The sequence below is a fragment of the Ruoffia tabacinasalis genome (assembly GCF_042652985.1).
Lineage (GTDB): Bacteria > Bacillota > Bacilli > Lactobacillales > Aerococcaceae > Ruoffia > Ruoffia tabacinasalis.
The window spans coordinates 1-15,623 of sequence record NZ_JBHSHQ010000019.1; the positions used below are offsets into that span (position 1 = coordinate 1).

Annotated in this window: 11 protein-coding genes and 1 pseudogene; 1 reads left to right on the forward strand and 11 read right to left on the reverse strand. The window is 35.9% G+C overall.

What is annotated here, in order from left to right; translation table 11 throughout:
- Positions 1-598, forward strand: a pseudogene (locus ACFO5Y_RS03400) (IS30 family transposase); the annotation flags it as partial.
- On the opposite strand, the gene ACFO5Y_RS11770 reads toward ACFO5Y_RS03400, so the two are convergent.
- The 11 genes from ACFO5Y_RS11770 to leuS form a co-directional block, all read right to left on the reverse strand.
- Positions 531-899, reverse strand: coding sequence for a class III lanthionine synthetase LanKC N-terminal domain-containing protein (locus ACFO5Y_RS11770; RefSeq protein WP_455362909.1), 369 nt, complete (start codon positions 897-899; stop codon positions 531-533). The pseudogene ACFO5Y_RS03400 and the gene ACFO5Y_RS11770 sit on opposite strands and share 68 nt — an antisense overlap.
- Before the next feature lie 125 nt (positions 900-1,024).
- The gene (locus ACFO5Y_RS03405) at positions 1,025-1,132 is read right to left on the reverse strand and encodes a class III lanthipeptide (protein ID WP_197105242.1); all 108 of its coding nucleotides are present in this window, start codon (positions 1,130-1,132) and stop codon (positions 1,025-1,027) included.
- A 62-nt stretch (positions 1,133-1,194) separates the two neighbouring features.
- Positions 1,195-2,157 carry a hypothetical protein gene (locus ACFO5Y_RS03410; protein ID WP_197105243.1) on the reverse strand — a complete coding sequence of 321 codons (963 nt, stop codon included), beginning with the start codon at positions 2,155-2,157 and terminating at the stop codon, positions 1,195-1,197.
- Between the two features lie 396 nt (positions 2,158-2,553).
- Complete coding sequence (gene pheT / locus ACFO5Y_RS03415; RefSeq protein WP_197105244.1) at positions 2,554-4,974, reverse strand: phenylalanine--tRNA ligase subunit beta; 2,421 nt, start codon at positions 4,972-4,974, stop codon at positions 2,554-2,556.
- A gap of 1 nt (position 4,975) precedes the next feature.
- Positions 4,976-6,043: a phenylalanine--tRNA ligase subunit alpha gene (pheS, locus tag ACFO5Y_RS03420; RefSeq protein WP_197105245.1), complete on the reverse strand. Its 1,068-nt coding sequence runs from the start codon at positions 6,041-6,043 to the stop codon at positions 4,976-4,978.
- A gap of 323 nt (positions 6,044-6,366) precedes the next feature.
- Positions 6,367-6,885, reverse strand: a complete 519-nt coding sequence (locus tag ACFO5Y_RS03425; RefSeq protein WP_231606970.1) for an HD domain-containing protein — start codon at positions 6,883-6,885, stop codon at positions 6,367-6,369.
- 109 nt (positions 6,886-6,994) lie between these two features.
- Positions 6,995-7,774 (reverse strand): TrmH family RNA methyltransferase, encoded by a 780-nt coding sequence (locus ACFO5Y_RS03430; RefSeq protein WP_197105246.1) that lies wholly within the window; start codon positions 7,772-7,774, stop codon positions 6,995-6,997.
- Between the two features lies 1 nt (position 7,775).
- The gene (gene pepV / locus ACFO5Y_RS03435; RefSeq protein WP_197105247.1) at positions 7,776-9,188 is read right to left on the reverse strand and encodes a dipeptidase PepV; all 1,413 of its coding nucleotides are present in this window, start codon (positions 9,186-9,188) and stop codon (positions 7,776-7,778) included.
- 176 nt (positions 9,189-9,364) lie between these two features.
- Positions 9,365-10,090, reverse strand: a complete 726-nt coding sequence (locus ACFO5Y_RS03440; RefSeq protein WP_197105248.1) for a pseudouridine synthase — start codon at positions 10,088-10,090, stop codon at positions 9,365-9,367.
- The gene (locus ACFO5Y_RS03445) at positions 10,090-12,996 is read right to left on the reverse strand and encodes a putative polysaccharide biosynthesis protein (RefSeq protein WP_197105249.1); all 2,907 of its coding nucleotides are present in this window, start codon (positions 12,994-12,996) and stop codon (positions 10,090-10,092) included. The genes ACFO5Y_RS03440 and ACFO5Y_RS03445 overlap by 1 nt, the downstream gene beginning before the upstream one ends.
- Positions 12,997-13,014: 18 nt before the next feature.
- Positions 13,015-15,432 carry a leucine--tRNA ligase gene (gene leuS / locus ACFO5Y_RS03450; RefSeq protein ID WP_197105250.1) on the reverse strand — a complete coding sequence of 806 codons (2,418 nt, stop codon included), beginning with the start codon at positions 15,430-15,432 and terminating at the stop codon, positions 13,015-13,017.
- Positions 15,433-15,623 lie beyond the last annotated feature (191 nt).

A 15,623-nucleotide genomic window follows, 5' to 3' on the forward strand; every position in this document is an offset into this window, starting at 1 on the left:
ATATCTTAAAGGTACCCCTAACTGTCTTAAGACACAAAGGGAAAAGTCGAGAGCCTCAAGAAACGCGAGGGAAGTTTAATATCGGCACTCCATCTCAAAACGCCCCAAATCTGTGAAGAATCGAAAAGAGTTCGGGCATTGGGAACTCGACACAGTTGTTTCTTCTCGAGGTAAGAGTAAAGGTTGTTTTGCGAGCTTTGCAGAACGAAAAAGCCGTATATATATTGCTTTACCCATGCCAAATCGCACTAAAGTTGCTATGCAAACTGCGATTGAAGATTTGAGAGAAAACTTACCTAAGGAAGCTTTAAAGTCCTTTACCTCAGATCGAGGAAAAGAATTTGCTTGTTATCCTGAGGTCGAAGCAGCAGGGATTGATTTTTATTTTGCCGATGCTTATAGTGCCTGGCAAAGAGGAACCAATGAGAACTCTAATGGTTTACTACGTGAGTTCTTTCCTAAGAAAACAGACCTCGCTAAAGTGACGCACCAAGAACTCTTCCAAGCTTTGTGGTTAATGAATAATCGACCTAGGAAATGCTTAGATTACCAAACACCCTTGGAAGTATTTTTACACGAACTCTTATTAATTGAGTAAATAAAAAATTGTCGCAATAATTATTGCAATTCAACACATATTTAAAATTCACTTTTTCCTTTATTAATGTTTCTGTAACAATATTCAATATATCCAATGCATTTTTTAAAGTACAAGATACATGGATTTTCCACCCTTGATCAGGTATTTTATTGCCTGAAAAATTACAATTAATAAAAATATCTTTCTCATAGAAATTCCATTGATAATCTAGTATTTTATCTACAGATTTAGATAGTATATCTTTATTATTATATTTACTTGCTAAGGTCTCATTGTAAATGCTTTTAGTTCTAGACATATAATTTCCTGCTTTCAATTTTTATTCGTTCTTATAGCTCCTTGATTTATTGAAACAGTTAATAATAGATAAAAAGTTATCCTACATTTTTTGTAGGAGAACTTTTTATCTTTTGATTGTCATCATTAACCAGTAATGATAATTATATCTCCACAATTATTACTATTACTACTGCTCATGGGTGAAACATTATTATCTAAATCCAGTTTTTGCAATTCTAATACCTGTTCCATGGTTCTCACCTCCTCGTATTAATTTGTTACAAGCTAATTGGAGTTAGTTTGATACAATTTTATTATTCTGCACTTTCTTCTTCAGTTGATTCTTCTTCTGAAGTTTCAGCTGCTGAATCTTCTTCTGTTGCTGAATCTTCTGATTCAGTAGATGCTTCGTCTTCTAATTCTTCTTGTTCATAGTATGCTAAGTTAGTTAACTCATCATTTTCAGTTTGAACTTCAACCGCAGCAATTTCTCCAACTTCAACGTCTTCATTCTCAACAACTGACCATAAGAATGCTTCAGTGTAACGTTCAGGGAATAGTGATGTTGTTACCACTTCTGGTTGGCCAAATGTATCAGTAAATGCGGCTAAGTCACCTTCGTTAAATAATGTTTGTAAATCTTCAACAATTGTTTCTAAGCGTTCGAACATTTTTGCTGTCTTGTATTGGTATTCAACGTTTGTTAATTCTGGTCCATCTTCTTCAGAATTCACATATGTTTGGAAACGAACAACTTGTACGATGTCATCTTCAATTGAAACGTATCTAAAGATTTCACCATTATCTGTTTCAGATACCGATGTTGGATCGTCACCCATAATTTCTACCACTTCATCAAACGTTAAATTCACTTCGTCATTCATCGAACGTTCTTTCGCAGTATCTAATACTTCTTGATAACCAGCTTCTAAGTCAGCTCTTTCTAATACTAAGTTTGGATCCCATTCTTCAGTTGGTTTGATGAATTCTGTGATTTCAGCTTCAGTGTAAGGGTTGTCTGCACTTGGTGTTAAATCTTCTTCACCTTCAGTTGCTTCTGTGTCTTCTGTAGACTCTTCTGAAGTTTCCTCAGTTGATTCAGTTTCTTCAGTTTCTTCAGAAGATTCAGTAGATTCTTCTGTCTCTTCTGTTGCTACCTCTTCAGTTTCTTCACTTGTCTCAGTAGTCTCACTTGCAAAGATTGTTGCTGGGACTAATGATAATACTAAACCTGCACTTAATGTCCCTAAAATTAATTTCTTCAATTGTTTTTTCATAATTAATCCTCCTTATAATCATAAATAAAAAGAAATAAAATATTTATGTTGTATACATCATAATCATTATTATTTTTTTTTCAAATGATATACCTCGAACAAAAAACCTTATAAGATATTGATATAAGCGCTTTAATATATTTTCAATAAACTATTCATATTCGTAACTTTATTGACACAATGCGGAATGTTGCTTTTAATTAATTTCAATATTTTTATAACCGTCTATATTTATTAGTATATACACCTATTATTGTATAATATTTTGCATAAATCTTTTATATGCACTTTTCTTTTTTTGAAGATTATGTCATATTTTTTCGGAAGAATTCTTCAGAAAATGAATGAATATTACAAAAACAGCACTCTTAAAAAAATAAGTGCTGTTTTATCATATTATCTAATTTCTAAACCTTCTATATCTTTCAGAGCATCTGTAATGTTAGCCATTACTTTTTCGATATCTTCGTCTTTCAATGTTTCATTCGGGTTTTGGAAAGTCATATGATAAGCCAATGATTGCTTACCTTCTGGAATGTTCTCTCCAACATAACGGTCAAATAGCTCAATTGAAACTAAGTACTGCCCTCCATTTTCTGCGATCGTTGAATTTAATTCATGATGCAGTAACGTATCATCAACTAATAAAGCTAAGTCACGTGACGTTGATGGGTATTTAGCAATTGGAGTTTGAACTAAATCAGCTGTTTGATAAGCAACTAATTTATCTAATTCAATCTCAGCGAAGAATGTTGCTTGATTTAAGTCAAATTCTTCCGCCACTAATGGATGAATTTGTCCCATAAATCCAATATCTTCACCCGCTAATGAAACGATCGCTGTTCGACCTGGATGCATCACATCAATCTCTGATGTCGGTTTAAATTCAATTTCTGAAGCAACTCGTAAGCTTTCAAAGTATGTTTCTAACATACCTTTTAGTACGTAGAAGTCATAATTCTTTTTACTTTCATACCATTGAGATCCTTTATATTCACCAGAAAGTAGAATCGCTAAGCGTTCTTCTTCTTTAGGTTGAACATGTGTACCTTGTCCAAAGAAGACACGTCCTGCTTCATAGAAAGCTAAATCTTTATTTTGACGTGCTTGGTTATATTGTGCAATTTCCATTAAAGCTGGGAACATGCTTTGTCTTAGAACCGTACGTTCTTCACTCATTGGCAATTCTAACTCTACTAAAGAATGCGCGTCTGATTTTATTAAACTTGCATGTTCTTTAGATGTTAAGACATACGTAATGGCTTGGTTTAAGCCTAAGCCTTCAGCTACGGTACGTGTTTTACGAATTAATTGTTGTTTTTGAGTTAAACGCCCTGGTTGACTCGGTGTTGTCGGTAATGTTGTTGGAATATTATCATAACCATAGATACGAGCAATTTCTTCCAAGATATCCGCTTCAATTGAAATATCCCAACGTCTTGCTGGAACATCTACAATAAACGCTTCTTCATTAAACTCAACTTCAAAGCCTAAACGAGCAATAATTTTCATGATGTCGTCTTTCGTTAAAGAAATACCTAATTTCTTCTCTGGAGAGTTATTGTGAACGCTAATTTGAACATTGTCCGTATTGAGTTGGTTAAACTCTTTAACACCATTTGCGATTTGTCCACCTGATAATTGAGCCATTAATAATGCAGCTTGTTCGCCTGACTCATTTAATTTACTTACGTTGATTCCTTTTTCAAAGCGAGCACTTGATTCAGATCGTAACGCAAATTTCTTCGATGTTGAACGAACACGTTGTGAGTCAAATACTGCTGTCTCTAATAAGACATTCTTAGTGTTGTTCGTCACTTCCGTATCTAAACCACCCATAACACCAGCCAGAGCAATAGGTTGATCTCCTGAAGCAATGACTGTATCCGTTGGTTCCAATGTTCTTTCAACACCATCAAGAGTTGTTAATGTATCTCCATCAGCAGCTGATTTTACTTTAATTGTTTTTGACTCTAATTGATCAAAATCAAACGCATGCATGGGTTGTCCATATAATAATAAGAAGTAATTTGTTGTATCAACAATATTATTTACCGGACGAATTCCAGCTTTCATTAAACGGAGTTGTACCCATAGTGGGCTCGCTTTTACTTCAACATCCTCAATTAAACGGATTTGGTACGCATTTGATAATTCTGGACTTTCAACTTCAATTTGAACTTGTCCCAATTTAGAATCTATTGCAAAGTCTTGCTCTTCAATTAAATTAAATTGAGGTTTTTGATCGTAAATCGCTCCCACTTCGTAAGCTGTTCCATACATACTTAATGCATCAGCACGGTTAGGTGTAATATCTAATTCAATGACATCGTCATCTAATTTCATATATGACACAATGTCTTCGCCTACTGGTGCATCTTCAGGTAAGACAAAGATTCCTTTGGCATATTCTTTAGCTACAACACTGTCACTAAAGCCAAGCTCTTGTAAGGAACAAATCATACCATTTGAGTCTACACCGCGTAATGTACTTTCTAATATTTCCATTCCGCCAGGTAAGACTGCACCTGGTAAGGCAACAATCACTTTTTGACCTTGTTTAATGTTTGGAGCTCCACAGACGATTTGACTTAAATCACTGCTACCTACATTAACCTGTGCCACATTTAAGTGATCACTATCTTGATGTGGCGCAAGTTCTACAACCTCACCGACAACAATATTATTTAAATCTTTACCAATATTTTCAACGGATTCAACTTCAATTCCTGTTCTTGACATACGTTCAGCTAATTCTAAGCCTGTAATATCTGATAGGTCTAGGAAGTCACTTAACCATTCGAGTGAAATTAACATATTAATTTTGACCTCCTTTAAATTGTTTTAAAAATCTTAAATCATTTTGATAGAAATGACGAATATCGTCGATGTTATATTTAAGCATTGCGACACGTTCAATTCCTAAACCAAACGCAAAACCGCTATATTTCTCAACATCAATCCCAGACATTTCTAGAACGCGCGGGTGAACAATTCCAGCACCTAAAATTTCAATCCAGCCTGTTTGTTTACATACCGAACAACCTTCTCCACCACACTTAAAGCAGCTCACATCAACCTCTACTGAGGGTTCTGTAAACGGGAAGAAGCTTGGACGAAGACGAATTTCACGTTCTTCACCAAATAATCTTTGAACTAATAGTAATAATGTCCCTTTTAAATCAGCCAAAGTGATATCTTCAGCAATCACTAAGCCTTCCACTTGTTGGAATTGGTGTGAATGCGTTGCATCGTCACTATCGCGACGGAATACTTTACCTGGACTGATCATTTTTAATGGTCCATCTTCTTCAAAATTATGGACTTCCATCGTACGTGCTTGTACCGGTGACGTATGTGTACGTAATAGGACTTCATCATCTACATAGAAAGTATCTTGCATATCACGTGCTGGATGGTTCTTAGGTAAGTTCATACGCTCAAAGTTATAAGAGTCTAATTCCACTTCTGGACCTTCGACAACTTGATAACCCATCCCTAAAAAGAAATCTTCAATTTCTTCTAATGTTTGAGTTAAGATATGACGTGTGCCGTATGGTTGAGCGTAACCTGGTAATGTCACATCAATGGTTTCATTCGCTAATTGTTGTTCTAACTCTTTCGCTTTAATGAATTCCGTTTGTTTCTCAAAGGCTTCATTGAAGATTGTATGGAAATTTTGAATCGCTTTACCTAATTCTGGCTTTTCTTCGTTAGATAAATGACGCATTTCTTTCGTATATTGAGTTAATTCACCTTTTTTACCAGTAAATTTTACTCGAATTGATTGAAGTTCATTTGTTGAGTCACTCGCTTGAATTTCTTTAGCAGCATCTTGTGCTAAAGCTTCAATTGATGACTTTAATTGTTCAATAGTTGATGTCATGTTTTTCTCCTTTTTTAAATAAATACATAAAAAAGCACGCCCCAAAAAAGGGACGCGCTACCGTGGTACCACCCTAATTCTTAGTTAAAGAATAATTAACTAAGCTCTTACGCCGGTAACCTAGGCTTTAGGTATCTTTTTCAAATTCTAATAAGAATTCTTTACAGATCCACTCCGAAATTGAACGTAAGAAACCGGCTTATGTTATTTAGTTTCAGTCAATGCTAAATATCCCTGTCGATGGCGGTTCTTACTAGTTTCTTCTATGTGTTTAATAATTCATTATCTTATTATAGTAACTCTTTATATTAAAGTCAAACTGATTAATTCATTTGATTTGGCTTGTATGCTACGTCCATGGCTTTGACAGTATGACGATAAATGAAGCTAAATGCTCCGGTCGTTAATTCTGCAATACAACTTTGTTTATCCATTAAAGTAACAATCCAACTTTCAGCATATTTAGGCACGTCGCGTGTTGCTCCAGCCATATGCTTCAATATAATGTCGCATTCTAACTCAGATAACTCTGTAAGTTTTTTTGCGTTTTCTAATGCAATACGTGGATGTTCGAAATTATGACCTTTTCCTCCTACTTCATGCTTTGTTTCGCAATCGTAGAAAAATAAATCATGCAATAGTCCAGCTCTAGCAATAGCTTTTGTATTCAATTTTAGTCGTTTAGCCCAACGGTAACTACGGTAAGAAACCGATAATGAGTGTAATAAGCGGTTAGTTACTTGGTGATGCTTGTACATTTCTAATTTTTGAACCAACTCGTGATCTAATAAATCCTCAACGAGAGCTAAATATTCCGGATCTTTTTGCCATTTTAAAGTCAAATATATTCCTCCAAATATTGTGATTGCATTTATTATACAACAATAATTCAAATAAAGTATGAAGATAATATTAATATTACATAAAGTTCATGAAACATAACTGTAATAATTACATTTTAATATAATGGAATAATAAAATTCCAGTCGCTACACCTACATTTAACGACTCTGCATTGCCTAGCATGGGAATGAAGATTAATTGATCACTGATTGCTTGAATTTCTTCACTTACACCTTGCCCCTCATTACCTACTACAATCGCTACAGGCATTGTTTGATCTGTCTCTTTATAAGAGATGGCCTCTTTATTTAAGGCAGTAGTTAATACTTGTACTCCTATAGCTTTTAATTCTTCAATCGCTTGAGGTAAAGGCATTACAATGACAGGTAAATGCCATAAAGAACCTTGGGTTGAACGGACGACTTTCTCATTATAGATATCTACAGATCCTTCTCCGATAATTATCGCATCATAACCTGCCGCATCTGCGGTACGAATCATTGTTCCTAAATTACCAGGATCTTGCACCTTATCTACCAGTAAATAGCGTGTCCCTTTGACCAATTCAGATTGCTTTTCTGTCGCTTCGACTTCAGCAAAAACGCCTTGTGGTGTTTGAGTAGCGGATAGCTCTTTTGCGATATCACCATCAATGACTGTGATGGGTGTGTCTTCTGAGAGGTTTAATGCCTGACTATTCTGTTGATAATAGTCTTCTGTCATAATCCACTGCTTTACTGGAACTTTCCATTCAATTGCTTCTAATGCTAAATGGGTACCTTCAATCAAGAAACTTTGGCTTTTCTTACGCCCTTTGCTCGTAAGTAACTTCTTCCAAGCTTTAACTTGTGCGTTTTGCTTCGAGCGGATAATTTCTTTCTCTAACATATTAACGTGTTAACTCATAGATTGCTTCAGCGTAAATGGCCGTCGCTCTGAATAAATCTTCTAAAGCAATAAATTCATTTGCTTGGTGCATTGTATCTATTGAATCTGGGAATAAGGCACCATATGCAACACCTCTAGGCATTAAGCGAGCGTAAGTTCCTCCACCAATCGTTTGTTCAACGCCTTTTTCACCAGTTTGTCTCTCATAAACATCTAGTAATGTTTTCACTAATGGATCATCACTTGGGACATAATGAGGTTCTTTCGAATCTGACATTGTCACCGTCGCATCATAGTCTAATAGATGCGTATTAATTTGTTCTTGAATCGTTTCTGGGTTTGTTCCTTTTGGATAACGGAAGTTCGCATCAATGGTAGCACCTTGTGCTTCATCAAAATCAATGATACCAACATTCATTGACACATCGCCCATGACTTCATGCGTGTAATTCACACCGATGTTACTTCCATCGAAACCTTCAAATAATTCACGCGCTAATAATTGAATAGTATCTTGAGCACCTTTTGAATCAAAAGCATAGTTTTCTAAGAACTTCGCTAAATGAGTTCCGGCATTTACACCTTTTTCTGGTGTTGAACCGTGGGCTGCTTTACCTACTAAGTTTAATGTTAATTGATCTCCTTCAACACTGCTGTCTCCAGATAAAGCATCATACGCAGCAATAAACTCTTGGAACGCTTTAGCTATGTCAGCTGCATCATTTGTTTGAATAATTGCTGTAGCATCTTGTGGTACCATATTTGCACGTAACCCAGCAGTTAATTTAACTAAATGGTTGGCTGCTTCGAGTGTTTCACCTAATTTTAGATCGAAGATGGCTGATACATTTCCTTTTTCACCATTAATAATTGGGAAAGTCGCATCTGGTGAAAAGCCTAAATCTGGCATTGGTGCATGTTGGAAGTAATAATCCATACATTGCCATCCACTTTCTTCATCTGTTCCAACAATTAAGTGAATGCGTTTATTGAATTTGACACCAAGTTCACGTAATAATTTTACTGCAAAGTAAGCTGCCACAGTTGGTCCTTTATCATCACTTGAACCACGAGCGTAAATACGATTATTAATAATTTCTGGTTTAAATGGATCCGTATCCCAACCAGTACCTACAGGCACAACATCAACGTGTCCTAGAACACCTAAGAGCTCGTCTCCTTCGCCCACTTTCACGTGACCAGCCCATGGTCCAAATTGTTCAGTTTCAAAGCCGTCTTCCTTTGCCATCGCAAGAAACTCTTCTAAAGCACGTTTTGGACCAGGTCCCACAGGTGCTTCTTCTGTTGCTAAGTCATCTTCTCTGACTGATTCTACTTCCAGAATTCGAAATAGGTCTTTGAGTAAGACGTCTTGACGTGATTCTACTTCTTGTAACCAATTTATATTTTTCATTATTGATAATGCTCCTTCACTAATTTCATTATTACTATTCTATCACTAATCTCTTGTTGCAAAAAGTTAAATAACTTATTCACAATGAATATTTTATTCATTCCATAATAAAAAGGTTAATGAATGTCAGAATTGTGTTTAAACATACAATTCCTTATTCATTAACCTTTAAATAACTATTCTAAGCCGTATGGAACTAATAGATTCATCTCAGCTTCTGTTAATTCTCGGTAATCACCAAGAGCTAACTCTGGATCAATCTTTAGAGGTCCCATTGAAATACGGTGCAATTGGATAACTTCCTTGCCAACTGCTTCAAACATTCGTTTTACTTGATGGAATTTACCTTCAGTAATCTCCACATGTATTAATGTTTGAGAAATTTCAGCATGCACTTCCAGTATTTCTAAATTCGCTGATTGAGTAATAAAATCACCCAAATCAAGTCCTTTGTCAAACTTTTGAATATCCTCTTCCGTCACAACTCCTTCAATTAAAGCTTCATAACGCTTCTTCACTTTCTTCTTGGGTGAAAGTAATTGATGTGCTAATTGTCCGTTATTGGTCAAAAGAAGTAGACCAGTTGTATCTATATCTAATCTTCCTACTGGAAAGAGTTGCGCATGACCAAAGTCTAATTCAACCCAATCAATCACCGTTTCATATTCTCTATCTTCTGTCGCACTAATAATCCCATCTGGTTTATTTAACATGACGTAGTAATATTCTTGATATAAAACAGGCTCGTTCATGTATTGAATTATATCTGTTTCAGGATCCACATTGTGTCCCACTTTTTTGATTACTTTATCATTTACAGTTATTGATCCACTCACAATAATTTTTTTAACATCTTTTCGTGAGCCATATCCTGCATGACTTAATAATTTGTCTAACCGCATTACATTAACCTCATTTTATCTTGAATATCTTTAAATCGATTACCAATTAAGACTGATAACATGTTCGTAATACCTAGAATACTTCCGTAAACGAGTACTGCCATAATGATGACAATGACGATTTTAAGGAAAGTTAATCCACGTCCAACAGGACCGAACAGAAGGTTTAATGATTGATTCCACATAGCGGCTGAAACTGTCATTAATGCTGAAGCAATGAGTATCTTAATAATACTGCTATTCAATCTACGGTAATTAAAGTCTAATTCACGACTCAACTTGATCCACATCAATACTGTTGAAACTAAGAAACCAATAGCTGTTGAAACTAAGGCACCATGTGCTTCAAATAAAGCAACAAATGGGAATTGTAATAATGCTTTAACTACAAGTCCAATTAATAGGAAACGTACAGCTAAGCGACGGTAATTCATCGATTGTAAGATTGTTGAGAACACCGTGTAAGCCCCTAGTACGATACTAGAAATTGAGGCTGTAATTAAAAGCCCAGGTCCTGCTTCTGATCCATTTGGATAGAATAAATAATAGATATTATTAGCAATGGATGCCATTCCTAATGCTGCTGGAATCATAACGATACTGAATAATACCGTAATATGTTCAACTAATTCACTCGTACCTGCAATGTTTCTCTGTGCAAATTTCTTCGAAATAACGGGTACTAATGAAGAAGCTAAGGCAACTGCTAATGAAATAATAATCATCACAAGTTTATCCACATCTAAACTTAGAACCCCATAGAGTTCTTCAATCTCAGTGAATAATAAGGCTGACGTTGATTCTAGTATTTGTCCGAAAGTATATGTATCAATTAACTGAGCGATAATAATTCCTGATCCTAATAAGATAAATGGAATACTATCGACAACCATAATTTTGATACTTTCTTTAAAGTCTAAGTTCACATTGTTTGCTGATTTAGCAATTAAACGTTTAGCCACTGGTAAGCGTCTAATATATTCAAATATTAGATATAGCAGTGCGCCTAAAGCTCCAATGAAGGCAGCAAATGTTGAGTGAACTACAGCATGTGTTACTTCACCGCTATAAATCATCATAATCGCATAGGTAGCTGCTAATAAGTAACCAACACGGGCAAATTGTTCAATAATCTGAGAAATTGCGGTTGGTTTCATGTCATTAAATCCTTGGAAATAACCACGGAGTAAGCTCATAGCTGGCAGTATTAATAGTGCCGGTGATAGTGAACGAATAACCATCGTTGCTCCTTCAACATTGGTTGTTGAAGTATTTTCTGCTAATATTGGCGCGATTAAAAATAACAATCCGCCTGATAGCACTCCAGTTAACAACATAATAATAATACTGTTTTTGAAGAGCTTATCGGCTGTTTTATACTCTTTTAAAGAATGATAATAAGCCATTTGCTTCGCAATTGAACTTGGGAAACCAGCCGTCGCTATCGCAAGCATTAATGAATACGGCTTGTAACCCGCACTATAAAGTACGTTGGCTTGCGTATATTCTGCTCCTAACCATGTTGCCCATGGAATAACATATAGCGCTCCAATGACACGAGAGAGAACATTACCAATGGTTAACCAAGAAGCACCACTTGTAATCCCTGACTTCTCGTCTTCTTCATCCGATTCCTCTTCGAGTCGTTCCTCAATGACCGTATCATTTTGAGAGTAATACTCATTTAATACTTGATCCGTGAGAATGGGATTTTCAATAATGTCTGTATCTTGGCTAATCTTTTCACTTAATTGATCTAATTCTTCGTCAGTGAGGTCTTTATCTTTGAATTGTTCATCGATATCAGGTTCAGAGTCAGATTCACTGTTTACTTTCTCTTCTTCATCAAAGTTCGAATCAGTGGTTTCATCTTCAAATTCAGAATTTGTTTCTAATTGAGACTCGTCCTCACCCAATTCAGTGATACTTATCGCATCATCTTCACCGAGATTCTCTAAGTCTTCTTCAGATTCATCATCTTCTGGTTGATAGCTAGCTTCAATACCACTTTCTGCCGGATAAACTTCTTGATCTTCGTCATCAACTAATTCAGTATCAATTGATTCTTTCTCATCTAAGTCGTCGTAATCAGGTGTTAGTTCCTCTTCTGTAGCTAATTCCTCAGTATAATTATCTTGATTTAACCAATCGGTTTGATTCACTGACTCCTCGAATTCCAGATTATCTTTCGCATCTTGTTCTGCTTCTTCCAGTTCTTCGTCCGATTTATTTGATTCATCGGATGAAGATAATATATTTTTCACTGAACTGAAAAGTCCTGTATTGCTTTTTTCTGGTTCTTCAACTTCCAAATTCTCAGTTTCAATTGAATCCGATCTATCCATAACTTTAACGTCTGAACGGTCTTCTTTCTGACGAGAGAAAAGATTTTTAAATACAGAATCTTTCTTTTCTTTCTCGTCTGATAACCTTTTCTCACTTTCTTGGAATTGATTGTAATCTGTAATATCTTCCAATTCTGTTAAATCATAACGTTCTTCGTACGTTGGTTTAAAAACATCACCAAAAATTTTCTTTCGCTCTTTTGACTTTTGCTTTTCTTCTTGTTCCTTTTGCTTTTTCAGCATTTCTTGCTCTCTATTTCGTTCGCGCAAGGACTTATATCGAAATTCATTCACAGTCGGTGTGCTAGATGATGTTTCAACTTCGGATGCCCTTGCTTCATCTAAGTTTTCATCTCTTTCGGGTCGATCCAGATTCTCTAATTCTTCCTTAGACATCTCAGACTGAGCAAAATAATCCCCATCTATTGGCTGACGATTCGGCCGGCGAAGGATATTTTTTTCTTCTTCAGTAAACTCTATTGTCTGAAATTCGTCTCTATTATAAGGTTGTTGATTAGATAAATCATTCGAGTTATCTTGATCATTGTGCTGTTTACTCAAAGCACTTCCTCCTTTAAACTAGTTTGCTACTATGTTCACCAAACGATTCGGTACAACAATTACTTTACGGATTGTTTTCCCTTTTACGGCTTCTTGTACAGACTCTTGACTTAAAGCTAATTCTTCAACTACTTCTTTATCTAGATCAACATCAATATCCAATCTTGTAACTAATTTACCCATCACTTGGATAACAATTTCTACTTGGTCATCCACAGTTAATTCTTCAACAAACGTTGGCCATGCTTCTTCTGAAATACTTTCAGTGTGACCTAATTTTTCCCAAATCTCTTCTGCTAAGTGAGGAGCGATTGGGGCAAGTAATTTCACAAAGCCTTCAACAAATTGAATTGGTAAAACATCTACATCTTTTGCTTCATTTAAAAATATCATCATTTGTGAGATAGCAGTATTGAAGTGTAATTGCTCATAATCTTCCGTCACCTTTTTAACTGTTTGGTGATAAACTTTTTCTAACTCTTTACTATCTGACTCTTTGACACTATCTGCCAATGCGAGAGTATCTTCATTGATTAGTAAACGCCATACACGATCTAAGAATCGACGGCTACCTTCTAATCCATTCTCACTCCATGCGATTGACGCATCTAATGGTCCCATAAACATTTCGTAAACACGTAACGTATCTGCACCATATTCATTCACTACATCATCTGGGTTAACAACGTTACCTTTTGATTTAGACATTTTTTCATTATTCTCACCTAGGATCATTCCTTGGTTAAATAATTTTTGGAATGGTTCCTTAGTTGGAACGACACCAATATCATAAAGGAATTTATGCCAGAAGCGAGCGTATAGTAAATGAAGTACCGCATGCTCAGCTCCACCAATATATAAGTCAACATTGCCCCATTTTTCTAAGGCTTCTTGAGAAACCAATGCGTCTTCATTGTGAGGATCCATAAAGCGTAGGAAGTACCATGAACTACCTGCCCATTGTGGCATTGTATTTGTTTCACGACGTCCTTTCATTCCTGTTTCTGGATCTGTGACGTTTACCCACTCTTCAATGTTTGCTAATGGTGATTCTCCAGTTCCACTTGGTTGAATTTTGTCCGTTACTGGTAAAGTAACTGGCAGTTGGTCTTCTGGAACAGCTGTTGTTGTCCCATCTTCCCAATGGATCACTGGAATCGGCTCTCCCCAATAACGTTGACGAGAGAATACCCAATCGCGTAAACGGTAATTAATTTGACGTTCACCGAAATCATTCTCTTCTAACCAAGTATTCATTTTTTGAATTGCATCTTCTACGTTTAGGCCATTTAAGAATTCAGAGTTAATGTGTGGACCTTCACCATAATATGGCACTTCTTTTTCTGGTCCTTCAATCACTGGTACAATAGGTAAATCATATTTAGTTGCGAATGCAAAGTCACGTTCATCATGTGCTGCTGAACCCATAACCGCACCCGTACCATAGGAAGCAATCACGTAATCAGCAATCCAAATTGGAATTTCTTGTTTTGTTGCTGGGTTAATCACATATGACCCAGTAAATACACCTGTTTTATCTTTATTTAATGATGTACGTTCTAATTCACTCTTAGTTTCAACTTCACTAATATAAGCACGGACTGCTTGTTCTTGCTCTGGAGTCATTAACTCGTTCACAATATCCAACTCCGGTGCTAATACGACATAAGATGTTCCGAATAATGTATCAGGTCGTGTCGTATAAGACTCAATGACTTTATCAGATCCAGCCACTTGGAACTTAATCATGGCTCCTTCAGATTTACCAACCCAGTGTTTTTGCATTTCTTTCACACTGTCTGGCCAATTTACTTCTTCTAGATCTTCAATTAATCTTTCAGCATATTCAGTAATTTTAAGAACCCATTGTTTCATTGGGCGTCTGTACACAGGATGTCCCCCACGCTCAGAAACACCATCAATAACTTCTTCATTCGCTAATACGGTTCCTAATGCCGGACACCAGTTAACCATCACATCATCTTGATAAGCTAAACCTTTTTCGAATAATTTAGTAAAAATCCATTGTGTCCACTTATAGTAATTTGGATCCGTTGTATTAATCTCGCGGTCCCAATCGTAACTAAAGCCAAGTGATTTGATTTGACGTTTAAATGTTTGGATATTGTGTTCAGTAAAATCAGCTGGATTATTTCCAGTATCTAAGGCATATTGCTCTGCTGGCAGTCCAAATGCATCCCATCCCATTGGATGTAAGACATCAAAACCTTGAGCACGCTTCATACGAGCAATCACATCAGTCGCTGTATACCCTTCTGGATGTCCAACATGTAAGCCTTGTCCTGATGGATATGGGAACATATCTAACGCATAATACTTAGGATGATCGACACCACGATCCTTTGTTTTAAATGTTTCATTCTTATCCCAATATTCTTGCCATTTCTTTTCAATGATACGATGTTGATAACTCATTTTCTTCCTCCAATAATCTATAAATTCTTTTCCATTATACAATATTTACAATAAAAAGTGAAAATTGCACTGTTTTAATCCATTTAAAATAAATTTCTCTCAAAAAAAATAAAAATACCCTGGCGGATTTTATAATGAAGTTAGCCACTTCAAAAAATCCAATTAAATAAAAAACGCCATGTGAATTTCAT